This is a genomic window from Pseudomonas sp. IT-P171 (genome assembly GCF_949767765.1).
GTDB lineage: Bacteria > Pseudomonadota > Gammaproteobacteria > Pseudomonadales > Pseudomonadaceae > Aquipseudomonas > Aquipseudomonas fluorescens_B.
Genome location: NZ_CATKQN010000059.1, coordinates 135,463 through 162,225 on the forward strand (window position 1 = coordinate 135,463; position 26,763 = coordinate 162,225).

The 26,763-nt window shown below is 59.5% G+C and carries 24 protein-coding genes; 8 read left to right on the forward strand and 16 right to left on the reverse strand.

Features of this window, described 5'->3' with window-relative positions; translation table 11 throughout:
• Positions 1–3: 3 nt before the first annotated feature.
• From ACM6I5_RS28375 to ACM6I5_RS28385, 3 genes are all read right to left on the reverse strand, one after another.
• Positions 4–945: a rhodanese-related sulfurtransferase gene (locus ACM6I5_RS28375; protein WP_017340054.1), complete on the reverse strand. Its 942-nt coding sequence runs from the start codon at positions 943–945 to the stop codon at positions 4–6.
• 317 nt (positions 946–1,262) lie between these two features.
• Positions 1,263–1,562 (reverse strand): BolA family protein, encoded by a 300-nt coding sequence (locus ACM6I5_RS28380; protein ID WP_017340055.1) that lies wholly within the window; start codon positions 1,560–1,562, stop codon positions 1,263–1,265.
• A gap of 12 nt (positions 1,563–1,574) precedes the next feature.
• Positions 1,575–2,105, reverse strand: coding sequence for a DUF2059 domain-containing protein (locus ACM6I5_RS28385; protein ID WP_017340056.1), 531 nt, complete (start codon positions 2,103–2,105; stop codon positions 1,575–1,577).
• A 192-nt stretch (positions 2,106–2,297) separates the two neighbouring features.
• Here ACM6I5_RS28385 and ACM6I5_RS28390 point away from each other — a divergent pair, with 192 nt between their 5' ends.
• Positions 2,298–3,692, forward strand: a complete 1,395-nt coding sequence (locus ACM6I5_RS28390; protein ID WP_031319059.1) for a class II fumarate hydratase — start codon at positions 2,298–2,300, stop codon at positions 3,690–3,692.
• Positions 3,693–3,796: 104 nt separating this feature from the next.
• On the opposite strand, the gene ACM6I5_RS28395 is transcribed toward ACM6I5_RS28390, so the two are convergent.
• Entirely contained in the window at positions 3,797–4,756 is a 960-nt protein-coding gene (locus ACM6I5_RS28395; RefSeq protein WP_017340058.1) for a DMT family transporter, read from the reverse strand.
• A gap of 201 nt (positions 4,757–4,957) precedes the next feature.
• Here ACM6I5_RS28395 and ACM6I5_RS28400 point away from each other — a divergent pair, with 201 nt between their 5' ends.
• Positions 4,958–5,152 (forward strand): DUF6316 family protein, encoded by a 195-nt coding sequence (locus ACM6I5_RS28400; protein WP_017340059.1) that lies wholly within the window; start codon positions 4,958–4,960, stop codon positions 5,150–5,152.
• Between the two features lie 97 nt (positions 5,153–5,249).
• Here the strand turns inward: ACM6I5_RS28400 and ACM6I5_RS28405 are convergent, their stop codons facing one another.
• Together ACM6I5_RS28405 and pap are read right to left on the reverse strand one after the other, a co-directional pair.
• Positions 5,250–6,434: a thiolase family protein gene (locus ACM6I5_RS28405; RefSeq protein WP_414878076.1), complete on the reverse strand. Its 1,185-nt coding sequence runs from the start codon at positions 6,432–6,434 to the stop codon at positions 5,250–5,252.
• Between the two features lie 104 nt (positions 6,435–6,538).
• The gene (gene pap, locus ACM6I5_RS28410) at positions 6,539–8,062 is read right to left on the reverse strand and encodes a polyphosphate:AMP phosphotransferase (protein WP_414878075.1); all 1,524 of its coding nucleotides are present in this window, start codon (positions 8,060–8,062) and stop codon (positions 6,539–6,541) included.
• A gap of 321 nt (positions 8,063–8,383) precedes the next feature.
• Between pap and mnmC the strand changes: the two genes are divergently transcribed.
• Positions 8,384–10,366, forward strand: coding sequence for a bifunctional tRNA (5-methylaminomethyl-2-thiouridine)(34)-methyltransferase MnmD/FAD-dependent 5-carboxymethylaminomethyl-2-thiouridine(34) oxidoreductase MnmC (mnmC, locus tag ACM6I5_RS28415; RefSeq protein ID WP_017340062.1), 1,983 nt, complete (start codon positions 8,384–8,386; stop codon positions 10,364–10,366).
• Between the two features lie 5 nt (positions 10,367–10,371).
• Here the strand turns inward: mnmC and ACM6I5_RS28420 are convergent, their stop codons facing one another.
• Together ACM6I5_RS28420 and ACM6I5_RS28425 are read right to left on the reverse strand one after the other, a co-directional pair.
• Positions 10,372–13,995 carry an NEL-type E3 ubiquitin ligase domain-containing protein gene (locus tag ACM6I5_RS28420; RefSeq protein WP_414885128.1) on the reverse strand — a complete coding sequence of 1,208 codons (3,624 nt, stop codon included), beginning with the start codon at positions 13,993–13,995 and terminating at the stop codon, positions 10,372–10,374.
• Positions 13,917–15,176, reverse strand: coding sequence for a dermonecrotic toxin domain-containing protein (locus ACM6I5_RS28425; RefSeq protein ID WP_414885129.1), 1,260 nt, complete (start codon positions 15,174–15,176; stop codon positions 13,917–13,919). The genes ACM6I5_RS28420 and ACM6I5_RS28425 overlap by 79 nt, the downstream gene beginning before the upstream one ends.
• A gap of 294 nt (positions 15,177–15,470) precedes the next feature.
• Between ACM6I5_RS28425 and ACM6I5_RS28430 the strand changes: the two genes are divergently transcribed.
• From ACM6I5_RS28430 to ACM6I5_RS28445, 4 genes are all read left to right on the forward strand, one after another.
• Positions 15,471–17,243 carry an N-acetylglutaminylglutamine amidotransferase gene (locus tag ACM6I5_RS28430; protein WP_017340064.1) on the forward strand — a complete coding sequence of 591 codons (1,773 nt, stop codon included), beginning with the start codon at positions 15,471–15,473 and terminating at the stop codon, positions 17,241–17,243.
• Positions 17,244–17,246: 3 nt separating this feature from the next.
• The gene (gene ngg, locus ACM6I5_RS28435) at positions 17,247–18,995 is read left to right on the forward strand and encodes an N-acetylglutaminylglutamine synthetase (protein ID WP_414885130.1); all 1,749 of its coding nucleotides are present in this window, start codon (positions 17,247–17,249) and stop codon (positions 18,993–18,995) included.
• A 158-nt stretch (positions 18,996–19,153) separates the two neighbouring features.
• Positions 19,154–20,344, forward strand: a complete 1,191-nt coding sequence (locus ACM6I5_RS28440) for an osmoprotectant NAGGN system M42 family peptidase (protein ID WP_017340066.1) — start codon at positions 19,154–19,156, stop codon at positions 20,342–20,344.
• 108 nt (positions 20,345–20,452) lie between these two features.
• Complete coding sequence (locus tag ACM6I5_RS28445) at positions 20,453–20,680, forward strand: YheU family protein (protein ID WP_003199186.1); 228 nt, start codon at positions 20,453–20,455, stop codon at positions 20,678–20,680.
• 4 nt (positions 20,681–20,684) lie between these two features.
• On the opposite strand, the gene csrA is transcribed toward ACM6I5_RS28445, so the two are convergent.
• The 3 genes from csrA to ACM6I5_RS28460 form a co-directional block, all read right to left on the reverse strand.
• Positions 20,685–20,870, reverse strand: coding sequence for a carbon storage regulator CsrA (gene csrA, locus ACM6I5_RS28450; protein ID WP_017340067.1), 186 nt, complete (start codon positions 20,868–20,870; stop codon positions 20,685–20,687).
• A 141-nt stretch (positions 20,871–21,011) separates the two neighbouring features.
• The gene (locus tag ACM6I5_RS28455) at positions 21,012–21,344 is read right to left on the reverse strand and encodes a YnfA family protein (protein WP_017340068.1); all 333 of its coding nucleotides are present in this window, start codon (positions 21,342–21,344) and stop codon (positions 21,012–21,014) included.
• A 65-nt stretch (positions 21,345–21,409) separates the two neighbouring features.
• Positions 21,410–22,225, reverse strand: a complete 816-nt coding sequence (locus ACM6I5_RS28460) for an SDR family oxidoreductase (RefSeq protein WP_017340069.1) — start codon at positions 22,223–22,225, stop codon at positions 21,410–21,412.
• 280 nt (positions 22,226–22,505) lie between these two features.
• On the opposite strand from ACM6I5_RS28460, the gene ACM6I5_RS28465 reads away from it, so the two are divergent.
• Entirely contained in the window at positions 22,506–22,664 is a 159-nt protein-coding gene (locus ACM6I5_RS28465) for a DUF3309 family protein (protein ID WP_174602692.1), read from the forward strand.
• Between the two features lie 60 nt (positions 22,665–22,724).
• Here ACM6I5_RS28465 and ACM6I5_RS28470 read toward each other — a convergent pair whose 3' ends face one another.
• The 5 genes from ACM6I5_RS28470 to ACM6I5_RS28490 form a co-directional block, all read right to left on the reverse strand.
• Positions 22,725–24,818 carry an LTA synthase family protein gene (locus tag ACM6I5_RS28470; RefSeq protein ID WP_017340070.1) on the reverse strand — a complete coding sequence of 698 codons (2,094 nt, stop codon included), beginning with the start codon at positions 24,816–24,818 and terminating at the stop codon, positions 22,725–22,727.
• Between the two features lie 109 nt (positions 24,819–24,927).
• The gene (locus ACM6I5_RS28475) at positions 24,928–25,140 is read right to left on the reverse strand and encodes a hypothetical protein (RefSeq protein ID WP_414878071.1); all 213 of its coding nucleotides are present in this window, start codon (positions 25,138–25,140) and stop codon (positions 24,928–24,930) included.
• A gap of 16 nt (positions 25,141–25,156) precedes the next feature.
• Positions 25,157–25,762, reverse strand: coding sequence for an START domain-containing protein (locus ACM6I5_RS28480; protein WP_017340072.1), 606 nt, complete (start codon positions 25,760–25,762; stop codon positions 25,157–25,159).
• 41 nt (positions 25,763–25,803) lie between these two features.
• Entirely contained in the window at positions 25,804–26,058 is a 255-nt protein-coding gene (locus ACM6I5_RS28485; protein ID WP_017340073.1) for a YkgJ family cysteine cluster protein, read from the reverse strand.
• Positions 26,059–26,222: 164 nt separating this feature from the next.
• Positions 26,223–26,696 carry a hypothetical protein gene (locus ACM6I5_RS28490; protein WP_017340074.1) on the reverse strand — a complete coding sequence of 158 codons (474 nt, stop codon included), beginning with the start codon at positions 26,694–26,696 and terminating at the stop codon, positions 26,223–26,225.
• Between the last annotated feature and the right edge of the window lie 67 nt (positions 26,697–26,763).

A 26,763-nucleotide genomic window follows, 5' to 3' on the forward strand; every position in this document is an offset into this window, starting at 1 on the left:
GGTTCAAGCCTCGGAAGGGGTTTGCTTGTAGTTGTAGCCGATCGGGTGCGGCATGTTGCGAGCCTTGGCCAGTTCGATCTGTTTTTGCCGATCGATGGCGCTGCGACGGGTCTTCTCGCTCAGCTTATCCCAGCAATGCGGACAGCTGATGCCAGCCACGTAGTGCTCGGACGCGCGGTCTTCGACACTCACCGGCGTACGACAGGCGTGGCACTGATCGTAGTCGCCTTCGCTCAGGTCATGGCGCACGGTCACGCGGTTATCGAAGACGAAGCAGTCGCCCTGCCACTTGGTTTCTTCCTGCGGCACCTCTTCGAGGTATTTCAGAATGCCGCCCTTGAGGTGATAGACCTCGTCGAAACCCTGGCTGAGCATGTAGCTCGAGGCCTTTTCGCAGCGAATGCCACCGGTGCAGAACATCGCGACTTTCTTGTGCACGGCCGGGTCGAAATTGGCTTTGATGTAATCGGGGAATTCACGAAAGCTGGTGGTCTTCGGATCGATGGCGCCTTCGAAAGTGCCGATCGAGACTTCGTAGTCGTTACGCGTGTCGATCAACAGCACTTCCGGATCGCTGATCAGCGCGTTCCAGTTCTCTGGATCAACGTAGGTGCCGACCTTTTTGTTCGGGTCCACGCCTTCGACGCCGAGGGTGACGATTTCTTTCTTGAGTTTGACTTTGGTGCGATAGAACGGCTGCTCGTCGCAATACGACTCTTTGTGGTCGATGTCGTCCATGCGCGGGTCGTTCTTGAGCCACGCCATCAGCCCGTCGATGCCTTCGCGGCTGCCGGAGACGGTGCCGTTGATGCCTTCTTCGGCGATCAGCAACGTGCCTTTGATGCCGTTGTCGACCATCGCCTGCAGCAGTGGCTCGCGCAGGTCGACGTAATTTTCCAGGGTGACGAACTTATACAGTGCCGCCACGACAATCTGTTGTGTCATGGGTGATTCTCCAGGTGGCTACCCTCGTAAGGGGTGAACCGGATGCGAAAAAAAACGCGCCGGGTAAGCGGCGCGTTGCGGATTCTAGCAAAAACGGTGTGGTTTTAGGACTGCAAGTTGCCTTGTGGCGAGGGAGCTTGCTCCCGCTGGACTGCGAAGCAGTCCCAAAACCTGCAACAGGGTTCTGTCTGAAAGAGTGGAGTCGCCAGCATTACGACTGCTGCGCAGCCGAACGGGAGCAAGCTCCCTCGCCACAACAGCCCTTCTGCGCTTCTGCGCTTCTGGCCTTCAGGTTTTCAGCCCATCAACCTTTCACATCAATGTTTGCTACCGCCAGCACAGGTCGGCGAGGCCGGGGCCGCGTCGATCTGTGCCCATTCCTCTGGCGTGTAGGTATGCAGCGCCAACGCATGGAACTCGCCCATCAGCTCACCGAGCGTGCCGTAGACTTTCTGGTGACGCTTGACGCGGTTGAGCCCCTCGAACTGCTGGCTGACCACCACGGCCTTGTAATGGGTTTGCAACCCACGACTGTGCATATGGCTTTCATCCAGCACTTGCAGGTGCTCGGGCTGTAACAGGCCCAGCGTCGATTCGATGCGTTGTTGCATGGTCATACCGGGCTCCGCTTAAGGCTTTTTCTTGACAGCAGGAGCAGCAGCACCGGCTTTAGGGTCCAGCTCGTTGGTCATGTCAGCCAGCAATTTGTTGACCACAGGCACCGCGCTTTCCAGCTTGGCCTGGGTCATCTGGGCCGATTGCTGGGTCAGCTGCGGCATTTTTTCCAGGACTTTCTTGCCCAGTGGCGACTGGTAGAACGCGACCAGGTCCTTGAGCTCGGATTCGCTGAAGTTGGTGGTGTAGAGCTTGACCATGTCCGGCTTCAGCTTTTTCCAGCCAATGGCTGCGTCCAGGGCGGCGTTGGCCTTGGCCTGGTAGGTTTCCAGCAAGGCTTTTTTCGATTCAGGGGCTTTGGTCTGTTCAAAGCGCTGAGCGAACATTTGCTGCACTTGCATGTACACCGGAGTGCCCAATTTGTCAGCGTGCGCCAGGGTCAGGAAAGCTTCGGCACTGGCGTTGTGGCTGGCGGTATCGGCAAAAACAGGGCCGCTGGCGCAAACCAGTGCAACCGCGGTACAGATGGCACGAAGACGAGTCATCGAGTTTCCTTTTCTAGCAGGCGAGGTCAAACCCCAAGGGCATCCATTCTGCGCCTAAAAAAGTGTGTCGCTCAACCCCAAGCCTTGTCGGGCCTGATTTAGAGGGGTTGAATGGTCATAATCCAGACCGATGGAACCACGGCCGGCGATCACGGCCTAAACTGCGCTATCAGACTGACAGGAGTGTGCATGATGAGCCGTATCGAGACCGACAGCCTTGGCGAGGTGGAAGTGCCGGATGAGGCCTACTGGGGTGCTCAGACGCAACGCTCGCTGATTAACTTCGCCATCGGCAACGAGCGTATGCCGCTGGCGGTGCTGCATGGACTGGCGTTGATCAAGAAGGCCGCGGCGCGGGTCAATGACCGCAATGGGGATCTGCCCGCCGACATCGCCCGTCTGATCGAACAGGCCGCCGACGAAGTGCTCGACGGCAGCCACGATGACCAGTTCCCGTTGGTGGTCTGGCAGACCGGCAGCGGCACCCAGAGCAACATGAACGTCAACGAAGTGATCGCCGGGCGCGCCAACGAACTGGCTGGCAACCCGCGAGGCGGCAAGTTGCCGGTGCATCCCAACGATCACGTCAACCGCTCCCAGAGCTCCAACGACTGCTTCCCCACTGCGATGCACATCGCCGCCGTGCAGGCGGTGCAGCACCATTTGCTACCGGCGATCAGCGAGCTGTCGGGAGGTTTGGCCGAGTTGTCCGCACGTCACATGAAACTGGTGAAGACCGGTCGGACGCACATGATGGATGCCACGCCGATCACCTTCGGTCAGGAACTCTCGGCGTTCATCGCGCAACTGGATTACGCCGAACGGGCGATCCGCAGCGCCCTGCCTGCCGTGTGTGAACTGGCCCAGGGCGGCACCGCGGTCGGCACCGGGCTGAATTCACCGCACGGTTTTGGCGAAGCGATCGCCTCCGAGCTGGCCGCGCTCTCCGGTCTGCCGTTTGTCACCGCCCCCAACAAGTTCGCCGCACTGGCGGGCCATGAACCACTGACCACTTTGTCCGGCGCGCTGAAAACCCTGGCCGTGACCCTGATGAAAATCGCCAACGACCTGCGCCTGCTGGGCTCCGGGCCGCGTGCCGGTTTTGCCGAAGTGAAATTGCCGGCCAACGAACCCGGCAGCTCGATCATGCCCGGCAAGGTCAACCCGACCCAGTGCGAAGCGCTGTCGATGCTGGCGTGTCAGGTGCTGGGCAACGACGTTGCCATCGGTTTCGCCGCCAGTCAGGGGCACTTGCAATTGAATGTGTTCAAACCGGTGATCATCCACAACCTGCTGCAATCAATCCGATTGCTGGCCGACGGCTGCAGCAACTTCCAGCAGCATTGCATCGCAGGACTGGAACCGGATGCCGAGAAGATGGCTGAACATCTGGAGCGTGGTTTGATGCTGGTGACGGCGCTGAACCCGCATATCGGGTATGACAAGTCGGCGGAGATTGCCAAGAAAGCCTACGCCGAGGGCCTGACGTTGCGGGAGGCGGCGTTGCAGCTGGGGTACCTGACGGATGAACAGTTTGATGCGTGGGTAAGGCCGGAGAATATGCTGGAGGCCGGGGCGAAGGGTTAAGATTTTGGGCGGCCTTTAGTCAGTCATCGCGAGCAGGCTCGCTCCCACAGTTGACCGAGTACTCCTGTGGGAGCGAGCCTGCTCGCGAAGAACGATGACGCGGATTACCCTGCCGCCATCCGAACCTTCCGGGCCTTGAGCCCCGCAATCAACGACGGCCCCAACGCCACCAGCGCCGATCCCAGCACCACCAGCACCGCCCCGCCATACCCAAGACCATTGATCGTCTCGGCCTGCACATAGTCCGGCCACAACCACGCCGCCGTCGCCACCGCAGCGAACGTCACCAACGGCGTGATCGCCAGCGTCGCACTCACCCGCGAGGCTTCCCAGTGCGCCAGCGCTTCGGCAAACGCGCCATACGCAATCAGCGTGTTCATGCAGCACGCCAGCAACAGCCAGCCCTGTAGCGGAGTCAGTTGCAACGCTTCCAGTGGATGCACCCACGGCGTCAGCAACAGCCCGCAGAACAGATAGATCACCATCATCACCTGCAATGAATTCCACACCGTCAGCAGTTGTTTCTGCCCCAGGGCGTAGAACGTCCAGACCGTGGACGCCAGCAACACCAGCAGCACACCCGCCGTGTAGTCAGTCAACGAGGTGAGCAACTCGGCCAGGCGCTGATTGAAAAACAGCCCGAAACCAATCAGCAACACCACCAGGCCAATCCCCTGCCCCACGCTGAAGCGTTCCTTGAACACAAACAGGCTGGCGATCAGCAACATGATCGGGCCCATCTGCACCACCAGTTGCGCGGTGCCGGGGCTGAGCAGGTTCAGTCCCATCAAATACAACACGTAGTTGCCGACCAGGCCGAGCACCGCCATCAGCACCAGCCAGCCACCGCGCGGCCCGAGCACTTTGCGGCTCGGCAGGCGCCTGGTGGCGGCCAGGTAAATGAACAGGCATCCGCCGGACACCATCAGCCGAAACCAGGTCACCGTGACCGGGTCCATCACCAGCAGCACTTGCTTGAGTTTGATCGGCAAGATTCCCCACAACAACGCGGTCAACAAGGCCAGGAACAGACCGTAAACCCAGCGACCGGATGAAATGTGCATGCGTACCCCAAGGCCAGATGGCAAGAATCGTCATTCTAGGCTCAGCGGCGCCTGGCACACAGGGACAGTTGGCAAGCAGACGCAAATGAAACTGTGCGGGTCGCAGCAATAAATTGGCGATTTGCCGTCGATCGGTTGGCCAGGCGCGGTAAGCGGTTCATGCATAAGCTCATTGGATCCACCAGCCTTCAGGAGACCGCCATGTATGGCATGCGCGCCCAGGACAACGCCCCCGCCACACACTTTCGCAGCGACCGGATGTGTCGGGTAAACGGGGAATTGTATTTCAGCACCCGGGAAAACACGCAAGAGGGGCCGTTTGAAAACCCGGAGGCGGCGGCGCGGGAGATTGAGGCTTATGTCGCGCGGATGCAGCTTTTGAGCGCCAGCCGATAGACCGAGGCGCCTGCATCGCGGGCAAGTCGGAGCGGCGGTACGACGATCCGACTTGCCCGCGATGACTATGTAACTGTCCCTACAAATACCAAGGCAATTACTGCACCGCTTCAAACAACCCCGTGGCCCCCATCCCGCCCCCAACGCACATGGTCACAACGCCGTAACGCAAGTTCCGCCGCTGCAATTCCCGCACGAGATGCCCAACCTGACGCGAGCCCGTCATGCCGAACGGGTGGCCGATGGAAATCGACCCACCATTGACGTTGTACTTCTCGTTATCGATTCCCAGCCGGTTGCGGCTGTACAGGCATTGCGACGCGAACGCTTCGTTGAGCTCCCACAGATCAATGTCGGCCACCTGCAACCCCTTGGCCTTGAGCAACTTTGGCACCGAGAACACCGGGCCGATGCCCATTTCATCCGGTTCACACCCTGCCACGGTGAAACCACGGAAGAACGCTTTCGGTTTCAGCCCCAGTTCCAGCGCTTTTTCCAGACTCATCACCAGCGTCATCGAAGCACCGTCGGACAGCTGCGACGAGTTGCCCGCCGTGACCGACCCGTCTTCGGCAAACACCGGTTTCAATCCCGCCAGGCTTTCCAGCGTAGTGTCCGGACGATTGCAGTCGTCACGATCGACGATACCGTCGAGGATCTGCACCTGCCCGGTGGCCTTGTCTTCAACGCGGTACTTCACCGCCATCGGCACAATTTCATCGTCGAACAAACCGGCGGCCTGCGCCTGAGCGGTACGCTGCTGGCTTTGCAGGGCGTACAGGTCCTGTTCTTCGCGGCTGACGTTGTAACGACGGGCGACGATTTCGGCGGTCTGGCCCATGGGGAAGTAGATGCCCGGCACCTGCTCTTTCAGCAGCGGGTTGATCAGGTTGTCGGTGTTGACGCTTTTCATCGTCAGGCTGATGGACTCGACACCACCGGCGACAATGATGTCGCTGCAACCCGAAGCAATCTGGTTGGCCGCAATGGCAATCGCCTGCAAGCCCGACGAGCAGAAGCGGTTGAGGGTCATTCCGGCGGTGCCGGTGCCCAGGCGCGACAGCACCGCGACGTTACGGCCGATGTTGTAGCCCTGGGCACCTTCGTTGGAGCCGGCACCGACGATGCAATCCTCGACGCTGGCAGGGTCGATGCCCGAGCGTGTCAGCAGTGCATTGACGCAATGAGCCGCCATGTCGTCCGGACGGGTCTGGTTGAACTTGCCGCGAAAGGACTTGGCCAGGCCGGTCCGCACGCTGTCGACGATCACCACTTCACGCATGGCATACCTCATTGTTGTTATCGGTTGAGAAGAGTGGAGCGAGCATAAGTCCACCCGTGACCGGTCGCGACAATCATTCACCCCGCGTATGCGCAGCCATCGGCTCAAGTCTTCAGCTTTTTCAGCTTTTTCTCATGCTTGTCGGACTTTTCGAACGCCGCTTCCAGCGCCAGGTTGAGCGTGCGCAAAACCTTGACCCGCGCCCAGCGCTTGTCGTTGGCTTCCACCAGCGTCCAAGGTGAAATTTCAGTGCTGGTACGGTCGACCATGTCGCCGACCGCAGCCCGGTAGGCATCCCACTTTTCGCGATTGCGCCAGTCATCTTCGGTGATCTTGAAGCGTTTGAAAGGAATCTGCTCGCGCTCTTCGAAGCGCTCCATTTGCGTTTCTTTATCGATGGCCAGCCAGAACTTGACCACGATCACCCCGGCATCGGCGATCTGCTCTTCGAAGTCGTTGATCTCACTGTAGGCGCGCAGCCAGTCCGCCGGGCTGCAAAAGCCTTCAATGCGCTCCACCAGCACCCGGCCATACCAGGAACGGTCGAACACGGTGAATTTCGACCGCGCCGGAATATGCCGCCAGAAACGCCACATGTACGGGTGTGCCCGCTCCTCCTCGGTGGGAGCCGCAATCGGCACGATGCTGTATTGCCGGGGATCGAGTGCTGCGGCAACCCGGCGGATCGCCCCGCCCTTGCCGGCTGCGTCGTTGCCTTCGAATACCGCAATCAAGGCGTGGCGGCGCATGCGTTTGTCGCGCATCAATCCCGATAACCGCGCCTGCTCGGTGATCAGCTGCTCTTCGTAATCGCCCTTGTCCAGATGCAGGGACAGGTCGAGGCTGTCGAGCAGGTTGACGTGATCGACGCTGCTGGCCAAGGGCGCGGCACTGACTTTGTCCGGGTGAATCTTCGGTCTTTTCAAGGCGCCTTGCAGGCCCTCGAGCAAAATCTTGCCAACCGCCAGGCTTCGATAGCGAGGGTCCATCCCGGCGATGACATGCCACGGTGCATAATCGCGACTGGTGCGGCGCAGAATGCGTTCGCCATACTTGACGAACCTGTCGTAAGTCTCCGATTGCTGCCAGTCCAGCGGGCTGATGCGCCAGCTGTGCAGCGGGTCGTCGGCGAGGGCCTTGAGGCGGTCTTTCATTTGTTTCTTGGAGAGGTGGAACCAGAACTTGAAGATCAGCGCACCTTCATCGCACAACATCTTTTCCAGGCGTTCAGCACCGTTGATGCTTTGATCGAGCCTGGGACTCCTGATCACGCCGTGAACCCGAGCCTGCAACATCTGGCTGTACCAGTTGCCGAAAAAAACCCCCATGCGGCCCTTGGCCGGGAGCATCCGCCAGTAACGCCAGGCCGGTGGCCTCGCCAGTTCTTCGTCGGTCTGCTGATCGAACGTGCGAACTTCGATCAGCCGCGGGTCCATCCACTCATTGAGCAGTTTCACCGTCTCGCCCTTGCCGGCACCTTCGATGCCGTTGATCAGAATGATCACCGGAAAACGCTTTTGCTGCTGAAGTTCGAACTGCGCATCGAGCAGTGCCTCACGCAGAGCCGGCACTTCGGCATCATAGGTTTCTTTGTCGATAACGTGACCGATTTCAGCAGATTCGAACATGGGACGGCTCCTTCCAGGATTGAACAAGACTAGCGGATTGACCTCTGCTGCGTGGCAGAAATCCATCTTTGTTGGCCGAGATGAAAACTGTGGCGAGGGGGCTTGCTCCCGCTGGACGGCGAAGCCGTCCCGACATCAGTAAACGCACACGCAGATCCAGCTTACAGCTGCTTCGCAGCCGAGCGGGAGCAAGCTCCCTCACCACAAAGCGCCCCTCCCGGCCTGGAAGTTTCGCTGATCCAGATCGGCAAGCCTTGCCATGGATCAAGCACGTCGGCGGCGATCGGCTAGAATGGCCGCCTTGCCGTTGCCGAGCCTGCCATGAAACCTGTATTGCCCCACGCCCAGCTCGACTGGGACGACCAAGGGCTCCCGCGTTCGCGGGTGTTCGATGACGTGTATTTTTCCGACCTGTCCGGGCTGGACGAAACCCGTTACGTCTTCCTCGAACAGAACGCGCTGCGTGAACGCTTTGCCGCATTGCCGGTGGGCGGGAGGCTGGTGATTGGCGAGACCGGCTTTGGTACCGGGCTGAATTTCCTGTGCGCCTGGCAGTTGTTCGAGCAGCACGCGGTGGCCGGTGCGCGATTGCATTTTGTCAGTGTCGAAAAGTACCCGCTGAGCCTGCCCGATCTGCAGCGGGCGCTGGCCTTGTGGCCAGAGCTCAAACCGTTTGCCGATCAACTGTTGGCGCAATACGTGGCAATCCATCAAGGCTTTCAGCGCCTGATTCTGGACCAGGGACGCATTACCCTGACGCTGTTGATCGGCGATGCGCTGGAACAGTTACCGCAACTGGATGCGCAGATTGATGCCTGGTTTCTCGACGGTTTCGCCCCGGCGAAAAACCCCGACATGTGGACCGCCGAACTGTTTGCCGAGCTGGCCCGACTGGCGGCGCCCGGCTCGACGATCAGCACCTTCACCAGCACCGGGTGGGTGCGTCGTCTGTTGAATGCTGCAGGCTTCAAGATGAAGCGCACGCCCGGCATCGGCCACAAATGGGAAATCCTGCGCGGGGTGTTTCTCGGTTGGCCTGAGGAGGCCGCGAAGCCCGCCATGGCGAAACCGTGGTTTGCCCGTCCGGCCTCCTTGACCAGCGAACGTCGTGCCCTGGTGATCGGTGCCGGTCTCGCCGGTTGCGCGACAGCCGCCAGCCTGGCGGCCCGGGGTTGGCAGGTCAGTCTGCTGGAGCGTCATGCAGCACTGGCGCAGGAAGCCTCGGGCAATCCTCAAGGGGTTTTGTACCTCAAGCTATCCGCACATGGCACCGCGTTGTCGCAATTGATCGTCAGCGGGTTCGGCCACACCCGACGCTTGCTTGAGCATTTGCATCGAGGTCTCGACTGGGACGATTGTGGCGTGCTGCAACTGGCCTTCAACGCCAAGGAAGCCGAGCGTCAGGCGCAATTGGCCGCGGCGTTTCCCGAGGACTTGCTGCACACGCTCGATCAAACGCAGGCCGAAATCCGTGCCGGCATCGCGCTGCAATCGGGTGGCCTGTTCTACCCCGAAGGCGGCTGGGTGCACCCGCCCGCCCTGTGCCAATGGCAAGCTGCGCACCCGAACATACAGATCCTGCCCCATCACGATGTGCTGGAGTTGCGCCGAGTGCAGGGACACTGGCAAGCCCTGGATGGCGAAACCCTGCTGGCCGAAGCCCCGGTGGTGGTACTGGCCGGCGCTGCCGAGATCAAGCGTTTCTCCTACAGCAGCGAGCTGCCACTCAAACGCATTCGCGGGCAAATCACTCGCCTGCCACAGACCTCTGAAAGCCAGGCGCTGAGCACCGTCGTCTGCGCCGAAGGTTACGTCGCGCCGGCTCGTTTGGGTGAACACACCCTCGGCGCAAGTTTTGATTTCAACTCCGACGACCTGACGCCGACCGCTGCCGAACATGCAGGCAATCTGCAGATGCTCGAAGAAATCTCCGTAGACCTGGTCGCTCGGCTCGGCGCGAATGGATTGCAGCCTGAAGCACTTGAAGGGCGCGTAGCGTTTCGCTGCACCAGCCCGGATTACTTGCCGATTGTCGGTCCATTGGCCGACGGCCAGGCGTTCGTCGACGCCTACAGCGCCTTGAGCAAGGATGCCCGGCAAACCCCGGACATCCCTTGTCCATGGCTGGACGGTTTTTACGTCAACAGCGGCCACGGTTCCCGAGGCTTGATCACCGCTCCGTTGTCAGGCGAGTTGCTGGCGGCGTGGCTGGATAACGAACCGTTGCCAGTGCCCAGAGCCGTGGCCGAGGCGTGCCATCCGAACCGGTTTGCCTTGCGCCGATTGATCCGGGGCAAGGCCTGAGGCGCTCAATCCAGCGCAAAGCAAGTCCTTGACTCGTCAGCCATCAAGGCCGCCTCGGTCAGACGCTTCAGCAACGCAGTCTCGGCTTGCTTCAACTCATCGGCGATGCCGTCAACCTGCGGACGATAGTCCGAGCCCAGCGTCGCCTCATTTTCGAAGGCTGTTTCCATCCGCACGTGAAAGGGTGCCGTCAGGTCGGTGAACTGTTGGCCATGATGCTGTCGCAAAAAGTCGCTCCAGAACGTGCGGCCACTGATGTAAGTCGAAAGTTCAGATGAGATTTCTGCGGCAATGACCTTGTTGTAGGCAACGTCCAGATCATTAGCCTTTACGCCACTGAGCGACGCATAACGCATGTGCCGGGGCTGGCCGATCAGTTCGAGCCGGTCAGCCAGGCCGGTGCGATAAGCCAGCTCCACTTCCACCGCATCGAGCGCAGGATTGGCCTGGGCCTGTTCCCGAGCAATTCTGCCAAGATAATCCAGACGGAACAGGCTTCGCCCCAGTTTCAACAACCGAGCGGCCTGATCATGGGCATTGGCGGACTGTCGAACCACCCTGCCGATCTCGACGGCAACCTCGAGGTTACTGAAGATCGTCGCCGCATCATCAGCGCAATTGGCTTTCACTGCCATCGACAGCAATTGAGTGCATAACGCCGAGTCCGTCCGTGTCGCCTCAATGACACTCCAGACGCGCCGGGTCATGTCTTCGTTCACAAAACGGCTATCCGCCGAGCTCCCGACTTCCGCCAGCAGTTCAAAGAACTCTTTCGCCCGGGGTTCGTTCTTCAGCGCCAGCCATGCACGATTACGACTGGCATAGGTCTCTTCAACCGGTTTTGGCATCCACAGGTCTCGAGCCCTTTGATCATTGAGCACCGCCGTTTCATTCTGCAGCAACCCCATCCCGATGCCCGTACGGCTCCGATAGGCCTCCAGCGCAGTTCGGCTCGTCTCGGATATGGGGTTATGACGCAGGTTGATCGCCAAAGCGAATCGCTGAGGAAGTTGGAACAGCCATTGCGGCAACTCCCTAATCTGATTTCCTCGCAAGTCCACGAAGTCCAGATACGGCAAGCGGGACAGCCCGACAGGCAGTTCCGTCGCGTAAGTATCGCGCAGTAGCAGTTCTTTCAGATCCCGCATTTTGCTGACATCAATCGTGGCTCCCAAGCGATTGCCGCTCAGCCCCAACGTGCGCAAAGTGCGCATATCAGCCAGTTTGCGCAGGGTGTATTCAGTCAGTTGAAGCTGATTACCCTCCAGCCTCAAGTGCTGGAGGTCGGGCATATGCGACAACGCCTCAGGCAATCGTGTGAGTTGATTGCGGTCCAGCTCCAGAGTGACCAGCCCTTTGAACGGCGCGAGGAAATACGCCAGTTCATCACCGGCCTGCATGTCTCTGATTGAAAGGCTGCGCACATGGGCGACATCCGGTTCGGTCAGCGATGGCAATGGACCGACGGGGTTGCACTCCAGCACGAGCGATGTAGAAGGCTGATTTCGCAGTTCTACCCGGCGCCAGCAGTTTTCGATGGCTTCGGCCACCTGACGACGGCCGGCGCGGATATCGTCGATCTGCCCCGGTAACTTCTTCATTTGCACTTCATCGTCACGCCAGGTGTGCAACACGCCGAGCAGTTTTTTCAGTTGCTGCTGCAGCTCCTTGATTCGATTCACCCGCTGCATCTGGGTGCTGCCGGCGTTGTCGAGAAACGACGAAACCTGGGCATCCGTGAACAGTGGATAGAGCTTTCTGACTTTACGGATCAAGCCTCTGGCATAAGTGCCCGCTGCGGGGGGATCGGCCTGGACACAGGCAAAAAGGTGCTTGGGTGTTTCACTGAGTTCCCCCCGCAACACCCGCGCGGTACGTGCCGGATCGCCGGCGGCGGCCCTCAACAGCCGAGATCGTAGCGTCGGGACATCCAGCGTATCGTCGTTGGTGAGACGGGTACGGGCGCTGTCAGGCAAGGCATCCACTATCGATGGAAGCAGCGTCTCGCTCGTCAGCGTGGAAGACACATTGCCGTTGGTTTGGGTGACCTGATACCCGGTGGATGTCTTGACAATCACCCCGCGCGACAGCGCTTCCACTTCGCCCACGCTGTCCAGCAAGGTGCCGGTCACTGAGCCCTGTCGCACTTCCAGTCGGCAGCTGTCATCCCAGCCTTGCACCCTGTCCATCAACCCGAGCGTCAGTCTGTCGGTGTCGGCATTGGCCAGGTGCGGGAGATGCAACCCGGTGAGCGCACGGTCCTGCCTGATCAGCGCCTGTGCCTCACTGACCTGCCGAGCGAGATCCATCCCAAGGATTTTGCGCTCACGCAGAAAACGGCGATCCCTGCCAGAAGCGTTATTTAGCAATTCCTGTCGCACGCGGACAGGAAGGTCCGCGGCGTGTTCGCCCAGCGTCGCAACGTCACCGGTGGCGGTGCCGTCCCACGATTTATAGAGCCACTGAAACAGCGGCTGGCGATTGCTCTTGAGCGTTGTCGCGATCTTCTTTGCCAGCAGCTGCGATTTCGATTCAGTCGTCGTGCGACCAACGATGCCCTCCACTTCTGCCGGATAGAGGCCACTGATGACGGTATCGAGCAATTTCCCCGAGTCCAGATCCGACTGAAGGATGTGCACGCTGCTCACGTCATCATCGTGAGGGGCGGTTTCGGGGAAGCGCGAGACGACCTGGTCCGCCCCGTCGTGGACTTCAATGAAGCGATCGGCCGGCCAGCCGGGCAGCCTCGGCAGTGTATGCAGTTGCTCCTGAATGAATGCCTTGTTCGCGGTCTCTCCCCGTTCCATTGCCGCGACCATCGCGGTGATGCGCCGGTCAATCCTGAAGCGCTCGACACAATCATTCAGTCGCTGCGGTAGCTTGAGGTTGCTTTCATGGAGCAGGTGCAACGTGTCAGGCGTCATGTCGGTGATGCGGGCAATCGCTTCCAGATCACTGCCGAGATCGCCGAGGCGCGGATCCGTGCGCCCCAGCGCGTAAGCACCGTCGCGCCACTCGTGCGCATGCTCATAGGCATGCCGCCAGCCACCTTCCACACTTCGCTCGACGGCAGGCGCAAAGGCGTCAGTGCGCACAGGATGATTGAGGGTCCATGCCGACCCTGCGGCGTTACGGGTGGTGCGATAGGGTGTTCCTGCCATGACGATCGACGTCCGTCCGCCATGTCGGTAAAGCCCTTGCGAATCAGGCTGCATGTCGCCTGGCAACGCTGTGGTCTGTTTATAGGGTTCGAGGTCGGGTTTCCATAACCTTGCTTTGCCATCAGCGCGAGTGATGGCTTCGAAACCGTCGAAAAATGCCTCCTGCTCCTTCGCGCCCTTGCCCATTGCTGTCGCGATGATTTTTCCGCCGACGGCAAACGCTGCCAACTGCGCGACGTTTTCCACAACACTCAGCAAATGGGACAGCGCCTGGGCCCGTTCGCCGTGCGTCCAGTCCTCCACACCTTCATAGACCTCACTGACGATGTCGACGACTGCCGCAGTCAGCATGAATTGGCCGATCACCGGGACGAAAAAAGCAGCTACGTTCAACAGCAGAAGCCCCCCATCGAGCACTGCCTGAATGGTTGTTTCCCGCTGTTGTTCATCGACATCTTCAGTCGGCACGGCAAGCACTCGTGCGTCTTTTTGCGTGGTACTGACAAAAGTACTGAAGAAAAATCGCCAAGGCAGGTATCGGCCGGAGCGGCAGCGAGCGGGCCCAAGGTCTTGCCCTTGTCAAACTGGCTAAAAAACCCGGTTTTATCGTGTCCGTGCAGGTACTGCTCGGCGAAAGACTTCCGGTAGCGTCTGCTTTGCAAATGGAGGGTCAGGTAGACCTTGAATTCATCCAGCGAGGCGTATTCATACAGCGGTCGTCTGGGTTCGTTCGGCATATAAACCACACACCGGGCCTTCGGCTCGGTATCGATGGAGACTTTGGTAAATACCAGTGCCCCACAGATGCAGGCGTCATGAATCATCAAGCCCTGCCAATGCACCGGCCCGCCATCAAACAGCGCGCCTCTGGTTTGAGCAGCCGGGAGATCCTGATCGATCACACTCAGCAGCATCGTGTAGACCGCGGGCGTGATGTTCTTTTTCAGGGAGGCCATGTGGAGGGCGACTTGCATGTCCAACACCTTCAACCGCCGGATGTCCGCCGCGGAGGCCTGATCATCGACAGGCACACCACGTGCGAGTCTGGGCGGCAATGCCAGGACCTGCTCGATATGGCGCTGATAGCGGGCGCCAAGGTCGAGTTCACGACAGAGTGCAGCGAACTTTTCAGGGGTTGCTTCAGCGCCTGATTGCGCCTGTCTATTGATTCGTACGACCGAGTGCGGAATGCCGCCGCCCGCCGCTTCCGCAGAAGTGAAGTTTTCCATGGCCGCCTGGAGCAGGCTGCGTGAGGTGGTCGTTTCTTTATTCTTGCCGCCAAGGACCGGGAGCACACCCGTTGAGGTGTAGATTATTTTGGTGATGTCCAGCGTGTCGCGCTCGACGTCGAAATCGATCGTCCATTTGCCCTTGAGAAACCCGGTCAGTTGCTCTTTGCAGAACTCGTCCAGCGGCTTGAGTTTTTTGAGCACCTCCATGACCTTGCCTTGGGCAGCAAATGACTGTTCGAACGCAGCCTTCAGCGCCTGCACTTCATTCAGATCCGCCGTCGCCAGCCATTGTGGGATAGACGCCTGCAGCACTTGCGCCTTGTCCAGGTCGCCTGTGTGCTCCAACAACGCTTCGAGACGCTGTGCCGATGTCATGGGCACCGCCACGGGGGCGGTTTTGGAAGTCGTAGCCAGCATGAGCAATATCCTTATTGCGTTGAGAGGCCTTCAGTCTATGAAGCTCGACAGGCATTTGATAATTCGAATACCGGGTCGAATGAGCGTGCATCCCAACAGCAACTTCTATGCATCACTTCAATAATTACCACCACAGCAATGCGCATTTCTGCCAGGGCTGTCGTTCCCAGCCACAGATGCTTATTACTTATCGATCTAAAACTCCCACCATCCCAGCGGGTCAGTTTCTGAGTACCCGTCGTTTTGGCCGGGTATCGATTGACCCTCCCCAACGGAAAAACCGGTAAGGACTTTATGTGCGGATTAGCTGGCGAGTTACGCTTTGATCATCAACCTGCGGACCTTGCAGCCGTTGAACGAATCACCCATCACCTGGCACCTCGCGGCCCTGACGCGTGGGGCTTTCACAGCCAGGGGCCGATTGCCCTGGGCCATCGTCGCCTGAAAATCATGGACCTGTCGGACGGCTCGGCGCAGCCGATGGTCGACAATCAACTGGGCCTGTCCCTGGCCTTCAACGGCGCGATCTACAACTTTCCGGAACTGCGCACCGAGCTCGAAAGCCTCGGTTACGCCTTCTACTCCGGCGGCGACACCGAAGTGCTGCTCAAGGGCTATCACGCCTGGGGCGAAGCGCTGTTGCCCAAGCTCAATGGCATGTTCGCCTTCGCCATCTGGGAGCGCGACGCCAAGCGCCTGTTCATCGCCCGTGACCGTCTCGGCGTGAAGCCGCTGTACCTGTCGCGCACCGGCCAACGCCTGCGCTTCGCTTCCGCTTTGCCGGCATTGCTCAAGGGCGGCGACATCAACCCGATCCTCGATCCGGTGGCGCTCAATCATTACCTGAACTTCCACGCGGTGGTCCCGGCGCCGCGCACCTTGCTGGCCGGCATTGAAAAGCTGCCACCGGCCACCTGGATGCGCATCGAAGCGGATGGCCGTACCGAGCAGAAAACCTGGTGGACCCTGCCCTACGGCCCACGCGCCGATGAGATGAACCTGACCCTCGAAGACTGGCGCGACCGTGTCCTCGACAGCACCCGCGACGCCGTGGCGATCCGTCAACGGGCGGCGGTGGATGTCGGCGTGCTGCTGTCGGGCGGTGTCGACTCGAGCATGTTGGTCGGTCTGTTGCGTGAAGTCGGCGTGGAAAACCTCTCGACCTTCTCCATCGGTTTCCAGGATGCCGGCGGCGAACGCGGTGACGAGTTCCAGTATTCGGACCTCATCGCCAAACACTACAACACGCAGCACCATCAACTGCGCATTGACGAAAAAGAGATCATCGAGCAACTGCCGGCGGCATTCCGCGCCATGAGCGAGCCGATGGTCAGCCATGACTGCATTGCGTTTTACCTGCTGTCCCGCGAAGTGGCCAAGCACTGCAAAGTGGTGCAAAGCGGCCAGGGTGCCGACGAACTGTTTGCCGGTTATCACTGGTATCCGCAGGTCGATGGTGCGGCCGATCCGTATGCGGCATACCGCGAGGCGTTTTTCGACCGCAGCTACGAGGACTATGCCGCCACCGTACAGCCGAAATGGCTGACCGCGAATGACGCCGCCGGCGACTTTGTGAAGGAGCATTTCGCACAACCTGGCGCCGATGCGGCGGTGGATAAAGCGTTGCGTCTGGACAGCACGGTGATGCTGGTGGACGACCCGGTCAAACGTGTCGACAACATGACCATGGCCTGGGGCCTGGAGGCGCGCACGCCGTTTCTCGACTATCGCCTGGTGGAGTTGTCAGCGCGGGTGCCGGGCAAATTCAAACTGCCGGACGGCGGCAAGCAAGTGCTGAAAGAAGCCGCGCGACTGGTGATTCCAAGCGAAGTCATTGACCGCAAGAAAGGTTACTTCCCGGTGCCGGGCCTCAAGCATCTGCAAGGCGACACGCTGAACTGGGTGCGCGAATTGCTGCTGGATCCAAGCCAGGATCGCGGCCTGTTCAACCCGGCGATGCTGGACCGCCTGCTAACCGATCCACAAGGCCAGTTGACCCCTTTGCGCGGCTCCAAGCTGTGGCAATTGGCGGCACTGAACCTGTGGCTCAGTGAACAAGGAATCTGATCGATGAAACCTCACGCCACGGCGTACAGCCAACGCCTGTTGCGCGGTCAGGCGCCCTCGTACGAACGCTTGCAGGCGCGCCTGGCCGAAGACGGCAGTGAACTGGGCGCCGCACCGATTGCCGTGCATTGCGGCTGGGGCCGGTTGCTGATCGGCCATACATTCCCCGATCCGTCGAGCCTCGCCCAGGAATTGCTCAATGAGCAGCCGGGCGAGCGAGACATCGCCCTGTATGTCGCCGCCCCCCAGCAAGTGCTAGGGCTCGAGCCGGCACAGTTGTTTCTTGATCCGTCGGATACCTTGCGCTTGTGGTTCAGCGATTACCGTCAGGCAACCCGCGTGTTCCGCGGTTTTCGCATTCGTCGCGCACAAAGCGATGCGGACTGGCAGGCGATCAATCAGTTGTATCAGGCCCGCGGTATGTTGCCGATCGATGCCAGCCTGCTGACTCCGCGTCATTTGGGCGGCCCGGTGTATTGGCTTGCCGAAGACGAGGACAGCGGCGCGATCATCGGCAGCGTCATGGGCCTCAATCATCACAAGGCATTCAACGATCCGGAAAACGGCAGCAGCCTCTGGTGCCTGGCGGTCGATCCGCACTGTTCGCGACCCGGCGTCGGTGAAGTGTTGGTGCGGCATTTGATCGAACACTTCATGAGCCGTGGACTGAGTTACCTCGATCTCTCAGTGCTGCATGACAACCGCCAGGCGAAAAGTCTTTACGCCAAACTCGGCTTTCGCAACCTGTCGACCTTTGCGATCAAGCGCAAGAACGGGATCAATCAGCCTTTGTTCCTGGGCCCTGGTCCAGAAGCCGCGTTCAATCCTTATGCGCGAATCATCGTTGATGAAGCCCATCGGCGCGGCATCGAAGTCCAGGTCGATGATGCCGAATCGGGCCTGTTCACTCTGATCCATGGCAGTCGGCGGGTCCGTTGCCGTGAGTCACTGAGCGACCTGACCAGCGCAATCAGCATGACGTTGTGCCAGGACAAGAGCCTGACCCACAAGGTCTTGAAAAATGCCGGCCTGAACCTGCCGGCGCAACTGCTTGCAGGCAACGCCGACGACAACCTGGCATTTCTCGACGAGCACGAACGGGTCGTGGTCAAACCGCTGGATGGCGAGCAGGGTCAAGGGGTGGCGGTGGATTTGCGGACCATTGAAGAGGTGCAGCACGCCATCGAGTCCGCCCGCCAGTTCGACAGCCGCGTGTTGCTGGAAAGCTTCCACGAAGGCCTCGACCTGCGGATTCTGGTCATCGGTTTTGAAGTGGTCGCCGCGGCGATTCGCCGGCCGGCGGAAGTGGTGGGCGATGGGCAGCACTCCATCGGCGCGCTGATCGAAGCCCAGAGTCGCAGACGTCAGGCGGCCACCAGCGGTGAAAGCAAAATCCCGCTGGACCACGAAACCGAACGCACTGTGCAGACAGCGGGTTACGACTACACCAGCATTCTGCCGGCGGGCGAACATTTGTTTGTACGGCGTACGGCCAATCTTCATACCGGCGGTGTGCTTGAAGATGTCACGGCGATCCTGCATCCGACACTGGTGGATGCAGCCGTGCGCGCGGCGCGAGCGCTGGACATTCCGATGGTCGGGCTCGACCTGATGGTGCTCGCGGCGGATCAAGCGCAATACGTGTTTATCGAAGCCAATGAACGCGCCGGGCTGGCCAACCATGAGCCGCAGCCGACGGCCGAGCGGTTTGTGGATTTGTTGTTTCCGCACAGTCAGCCAGCCATTTCCTAATCATGTGTTATCTGGGCTGACGCTTTCGCGGGCAAGCCCGCTCCCACAGGGGTACGCGGTCAAATGTGGGAGCGAGCTTGCTCGCCAAGGCGTCAGTTCAGTCGACACAAATCTTCCTCATCGAAACCATCGATGCGCTCAACTCATCAGGAGTTTCCATGACTAGCAAAATCCCCGAACCAGATCTCAATTACCTGCAAAAAGTCCTGTTGGAAATGCTCGCCATTCCCAGCCCCACCGGATTCACCGATACCATCGTGCGCTATGTCGCCGAGCGGCTTGAAGAGCTGGGCATTCCGTTCGAGATGACCCGCCGCGGCACGATCCGCGCCACGCTCAAGGGCAAGAAAAACAGCCCGGACCGCGCCGTTTCCGCCCACCTCGACACCATCGGCGCCGCCGTTCGAGCCATCAAAGACAATGGCCGCCTGACGCTGGCGCCGGTCGGCTGCTGGTCCAGCCGTTTCGCCGAGGGCAGCCGCGTCAGCCTGTTTACCGACAACGGCGTCATTCGGGGCAGTGTGTTGCCGCTGATGGCCTCCGGACACGCGTTCAACACTGCGGTGGATGAAATGCCAATCAGTTGGGATCACATCGAACTGCGCCTGGACGCCTATTGCGCCACCCGTGCCGATTGCGATTCCCTGGGGATCAGCGTCGGCGATTTCGTGGCTTTCGACCCCTTGCCGGAATTCACCGAAAGCGGCCACATCAGCGCCCGTCATCTTGACGACAAGGCCGGCGTTGCCGCCTTGTTGGCGGCCTTGAAGGCTATCATCGACAGCGGCGAAGAACTGATGATCGACTGCCATCCGCTGTTCACCATCACCGAGGAAACCGGCAGCGGCGCGGCGGCGGCGTTACCCTGGGACGTCAGCGAATTCGTCGGCATCGACATCGCGCCGGTCGCGCCCGGCCAGCATTCCAGCGAACACGCGGTCAGCGTGGCGATGCAGGATTCCGGCGGGCCTTATGACTATCACTTGTCCCGGCACTTGCTGCGACTGGCCAGCGATAACGAGTTGCCGGTGCGCCGCGATCTGTTCCGCTATTACTTCAGCGACGCGCATTCGGCGGTCACCGCCGGCCATGACATCCGCACCGCCCTGCTCGCCTTCGGCTGCGACGCGACTCATGGCTATGAACGCACGCACATCGACAGCCTCGCGGCACTCAGTCGCCTGCTCGGCGCCTACATTCTCAGCCCGCCAGTGTTCGCCAGCGATGCGCAGCCGGCCAAGGGCTCGTTGGACCGGTTCAGCCATCAAATCGAACATGATACGCAGATGGAAAGCGATACGAGGGTGCCTTCGGTGGACAGTCTGGTGGGGCAGCGGTCCGAGAGCTGATACGGATTGCAGGTCGCCTGGTGGATCGCCAGGCGACGCTATAACCACAGACTAGCCGCAACCGTCCATTCGCCGTAGCATCGCGCCCATTGTTTAGCCGAGGTGCCTATGCTGATTCCCCACGACCAACTTGAAGTCGACACCCTGACCCGCCTGATCGAGGATTTCGTGACCCGTGACGGCACCGACAACGGCGATGACACGCCGCTGGAGACCCGCGTATTGCGGGTTCGTCAGGCGTTGACCAAGGGCCAGGCGCTGATTGTCTTCGACCCGGAAAGCGAGCAGTGCCAGTTGATGCTCAAGCACGACGTGCCCAAACATCTGTTCGATTGATGTTTCATCGTCCTTTGCTTTTTTCCAGTTGGGCCTGGATGCGCTTGTAGACTTCGGCACGGTGCACATTGACGCTCTGCGGCGCTTCGACGCCAAAGCGCACCGTGTTGCCGTTGACGCCGACAATACGCACTGAAATGTCGTCACCGATGGAAATCATTTCGCCTACAACGCGGCTGAGTACAAGCATGGCATTCGTCCTTCAAGGTTATCGAACCCTGAAGATGCCCGGCGCGCCACAGGCCTTCAATGCGACGAGCGCAAAACAGTCCTGCCCTACAGCACAAGACGAACCCCCTTAAGGAAACGTCTTACACACTGTGGGTTTGCGTCAGGTTGCGGAGAAACGCGGACCGAACAGGATGACGCTCGCACCGATCACACACAGCGCCACGCCAATCCAGTCCGAACCCAGCGGACGAATCCGTTCGACCACCGCCAGCCAGCCAATCGACGCAATGATGTAGATGCCACCGTAGGCGGCATAGGCGCGTCCGGCGTAAGTCGCCTCGACACGGGTCAGCAGCAGCGCGAACAATGTCAGGCTCAGCAACGCCGGCACAACCCACCAGACGCTTTTACCCTGGCGCAACCACATCCAGAAGGCAAAGCAGCCGGCGATTTCAAACAGGGCGGCGAGAAAAAACCACAGGTAATTGAGCATGCAAAGCGTCCCGCGAGGATGACCGATGGCGGCCACCCTAGCGATCACGGTGCCAACGGGCAAGTTCAGCCTGCGGTCTGTTTGGCCTTGGCGCGCATTTTATCGGCCATGATGGTCATCTCATCGTAGAGCAGCTGCGGATTCTTCTGCTTGAGCGCCCACGCCATGCGCCCCTGTTCGTGGGGCAGGATCATGAATTCGCCGGCGGCCACATGCTGATAGATGTAGTCGGCAATGTCGGTCGCGGTGATCGGCGAGCTTTCCAGCAATTTGCCGACCTGGGCTTTCATGGCCGGCGTCGGGCCGCGGAAGGAGTCCAGCAGGTTGGTCTGGAAGAAGGACGGACACACCACGTGCACACCGATTTCCTGCTGCGCCAGTTCGATCAGCAGGCTTTCCGACAATGCCACCACGCCGGCCTTGGCCACGTTGTAGTTGCTCATGGCCGGGCCTTGCATCAACGCAGCCATCGACGCGATGTTGATGATCTTGCCTTTGCTTTTTTCCAGCAGCGGCAGGAACGCCTTGCAGCCTTTGACCACGCCCATCAGGTTGATTGCGATCTGCCAGTCCCAGTCCTCCAGGGACAGTTCGCTGAAGAACCCGCCCGAGGCAACGCCAGCGTTGTTGACGATGACATCGATGCCACCGAGTTTGACTTCACAGGCCTGGGCGAAAGCGGTGAGCTGACTGTAATCGCGCACATCGCAGCGCTGGATGAAACCGTCGCCGCCGGCTTCGCGAACCAGCTTCAGGGTTTCCTGCAGACCAGGCTCGCTGACATCCGACAAGGCCAGTTGCCAGCCTTCACGCGCCCAGCGCAGCGCGATTTCGCGACCCAGGCCCGAGCCCGCGCCAGTGATCATCATGCGATTTTGCATAGCAAACAGCCTTGTTGTTCCGGGGAAGATGCGTCGAGTGTAGCGAAGGACATCGCCCAACCCACGCTCCATCAGATTGCTGAATGGCCTGAGCAAACCGTGCAAGCGGGCGGATCAACTTAATCTCTCTCAAACGAAATAAGCCTATCTTCGAAAAACATTAAAAAAACTTGGAATTTTCTTTCATCTACGGCAGTCGGACTTTGTAAGCAGCCTGGGTTTATTGCAGTCCAGCTGAACGTTTATAGCCAGGTAATTCCAGAACACTTCCAACAAGGAAATCGACATGGGCACAATTTTAATCATTATTCTGATCCTCCTGCTGGTAGGTGGCCTGCCGGTATTCCCACACTCCAGAAGTTGGGGTTATGGCCCGTCGGGTATCATCGGCGTGGTATTGGTGGTGCTGTTGATCCTGCTGTTACTCGGCAAGATATAAAAAGTTAACAGGCAAAAAAAAGAGGCCCTTCAAGGGCCTCTTTTTTATTGCGCCGAAAACTTAGTCCGGCTTGCCGTCAACCACACCGGCGGTGTTGTCGATCAGGCTTTTGGTCGCCGTCTGGATGAACGACTCGAGTTTCTGTTTAAGGGCCGCTTCGTCAGCGGACGCCGGGATCAATTCGCCTTTCGGATTGGCGCCGAGTTCGTATTGATACAGCTTCGGCGGCATCTCTTTGGGCAGTACCAACACGCGGTCTGCGGTCAACAACGCTACGGTCTGATCGCTACCCGACGGTTTGATCACGCCGAAACCCTTGTCGCCTTCCGGCAGGTTCAGCAAGTCACGGCCCCAGCACTGGTGGATCACGTCGCCACCGATACGGCCCATGATGGTCGGCACGATGTCGATCTGGGTGCCGACGGTGTGGTCGACCTGGCCGAACTTGTCCTGCACGCCCGGCCCGATCAGCAACATCGGCACGTTGAAACGGCCGAGGTCCATTTCCGTGATCTGCTGCTCATTGCCGAAGCCGTGGTCGCCGACGATCACGAACAGGGTTTCCTTGAAATAAGGCTCCTTGCGCGCCTTCTCGAAGAACTGACCGAGCGCCCAGTCGGAGTAACGCATGGCGGTCAAATGTTCATTGAGGCTGCCACGGTCGGTCACGCGCTCGACCGGCAACGGAGTCGGCAAAGCGTATGGCGTGTGGTTGGACAAGGTTTGCAGCAAGGCATAGAACGGCTTTTTGTCCTTGCCGTCGCGGGCCTTCAACTCCTCCAGGCCACGGTTGAACATGTCCTGGTCGGACACGCCCCAGGTCGGGTCGGAGAACACCGGGTTAACGAAGTCGTTACGTCCGATGAAGTTGGTCATGCCCTGGTTGCTGAAAAAGCCCGACTGGTTGTCCCAGGCGAAGTCGCCGTTGTAGACATACACGTCGTCGTAGTCACGGGCACTGAGCAATTGCGGCAGGCCAGACAGCTTGTGGCTGCCTTCCGGCGTTTGCATCAGGTATTCGAAACCCGGCAGGTTCGGGAAGCAGGCCATGGTGGCGAACATACCCTGGTGGGTGTGCGTGCCGTTGGAGAAGAAGCGGTCGAACAACAGGCCTTCTTTCGACAGGTTGTCGAAGTATGGCGTGACGTTGCCCGGACGCCCCAGCGCGCCCACCGAGTGACCGGCGAAGCTTTCCATCAGGATCACGACGACGTTTTTGATCGGCAGGGTCTTGTCGGCATTCGGGGTGTAGTTGCGGCGGACAGCGGCCGTTTCCGGATCGACCAGTTTATCGCTGGGCGTCAGCAACATGTCACGCACAGTCTGCTGGGCCAGTGGCTGCTCCAGTGTGGCTTTCCAGATGTTGTCGCGTTCTTCGGACATCCGGCTCTTGGCTGCCGCAATCAGCGAGAGGGTGCCGTTCAGGCCCAACTGGTTGGCGAAGTTCGAGTCGGTGGTGTAGACGTCACCCCAGCGCAGTGGCGGACCCTGGCGCAGGGTGCCGCGAGCCGCGACCACGCAGACCAGCAAACACACAACAAACACTGTAATGCGCGCGTACCACGGGGCGATCTGGCGAGTGCCGATGCTGCCGCCGCTGAACGGGCCGCGAGGACGGGTTGCACGGTCGGCGCCCTTGAACGCCAGGGTCAGGATCAAGGTGCCCACGGCCCAGGCCAGCAGGTAGCGAACTACCGGAAAACCGTACCAGAGCATGCTCATGACGGTTTTCGGGTCTTCCTTCACATACTGGAAGACCAGGCCGTTGAGGCGCTGGTGGAACTCGCGGTAGAAGTCCATCTCCATCAGGCCGAGGAACAATGCGATGCTCGAAGCGATGGTCAGCCAGAAACGGAAGAACCCTCGGGCCGCCATGGCACGGGCGCTGAACAGAGCCAACAACAGCGGGATGCTGAGGTAGACCACCAGGCGCAGGTCGAAGCGCAGACCGTTGGCGAACGCTTCCAAAAAGGTCGAGGCCGGGGTGTCGAGGATCATCTCGCGGTTGTAGAGCAGCAGCGCCACGCGCAGCAGGCTGAACATGACCATCATGACCAGGGCACACAGCAACGTGTAGGCCAGATGCGATTTGACGGTCGGTTGCAGCAGGCGACTAGAAGCTCGCTGCTGACTCAGGGCGTCCGGGATTGCCATTTCGTTTTAGGACCCATTGGAAGTTGAAGTTTCAAAATAAAGCTGCGCCCTGCCCTCTGTCGGCCAGTTATCGGCCCCGGGGTTTGCGCGGTGCGCAAATGTTGCACGATCAATCGCGGCATTGCCATTGATTACTGACCAGCACGACTGGCGCGGGCGAATTGTCTTGGAGGCTTTGTGAAAATTTCGTGCAACGCATATTCGGAAACATAAAAAAGATCAGCGAGTAGCTGTCTTGGGAGGTGTTTTCTACCTTGGGCATATCCGTTTTTTTGGTGACGGCGGAACCAATAGCCGCCGCCGCAGCAATGGATATGTACACCCACCCCCCAAGGCAATTACTTCTCAGCCCGCTCCTTCAGCGCCTTCAAAGTATTGAACGGCGCATCAACCACAAACTTGTTGGCCACCATCGACGGAATGCTCCCACCCGGTTCAGTGTGAACCTGATAAGTCACTTCGACCTGATCCCCCTTGGGCACCAACTTCCAGAACCCCTCAACCTTGGTAACCCGCACAAAACCTTTCTCTTCGGGAATGTACTTCGGCACCCCTTCGAGCTTGCGCGTCAGGCTGCCATCGGGGCCTTCGGTGGTCGTGATATGCAGCACCGAATCACGCGCAGTCACCGGCCATGGGGTATTGAACTGGGTGTAGGTCCAGCTCTGGTCACCTTCGTGCTTGAGCAGCTTCTGCATTTTGCACTCGTGAATCCAGGTACAGGCGCCTGCCACGTCTTCCTGGAGTGCGCGCAGTTTGGCCATGGTGGTTTTCATCAGGGTAACGCCCTGATAAGCCTTGTAGTCGGAGCCGGCCACTTCGCTCAAGGACACCTTGATGCCGTCTTCATTCTTGGCCACCTTCCAGTCTTCGGCCTGTGCGGCGGAAGTCGCCAACACCACCGTCAAACCACACAACACAGCCATACGATGCAGCGAACCCATAGTCTTATTCCTTGTTGTTGAAGTTCCGTTCGTAGAACACATCACGCAGCCGTCATCTGCTCCCACCAGCCCAGCAATCTGATCGCTTCGTCACTGCTGCTTCCGCAGACTTCGACGTCGGCTTCGAACGCCGAACACACGGCAGGACGTTCCGGTTGGCCGAAAATACTGCACAGGTTTTCGACAGAGAGTTGTACGCAACGTTCTCCGGCGGCTTTGCCGTTGGGCATGCCGGGAATCGGCGAACTGATGGAAGGGGCAATGCAACAGGCGCCACAGCCTTCACGGCATTTCATGACGACGAGCTCCTCGCGAAGGGCGATGTGTTAAAGGACGGGGCACAGAGTAACCGCTAAAACAGTTGTTTTAAATTGCCGGAGGCAGGGTTTTTACGCTTGATCGAACGTGACTGACCAGTCTCCGACAAAGCGTCTGGCGAATGGGTCACAGAGCAAAGAAATTATCGTTTGAACTCGAACTCCAGCGCGGCACCATCAACGTCACGACGTTCTTCGTTACGCAGTTGCAACTTCATTTCGTTGCTGATCAGTCGCCCGTTGAGCTGAAAGGGGGAGCTGCCGGCCTTGTCACCGAACATTTGCGGCAACACGGCGTCGTGCCGGGGCAATGGAACTGTACCGATCGGCTTTAACTCTTCGGCCATCTCTTCGGGCAGACTCAAATCCAGGTCAGCCGAAGGCAGTCGGGTTTTCACGACCTCGCTGGCAGCCTTGGACTTGGACGCAATGGGCGGACGCTTCTTCACCTTGGCCACGTTCTTTTTGGCCGGAGCAGCTTTCTTGACGGGTGCGGCTTTTTTCGAAGCCGTGCTTGTGGCGTTTTTTTCCGGAACGGAAGCCGCCATGATGCTTTCCGCTTGGAAGGTCATCAACAGGCAGATCGAAAGCCAGACGGCGGAAAAAATCGGTTTCATGGACCCAACGGAGCGAGCGGCACTATCGGCAGTGCCATATGCTCGCTTGTTGGACGCAACATGACAA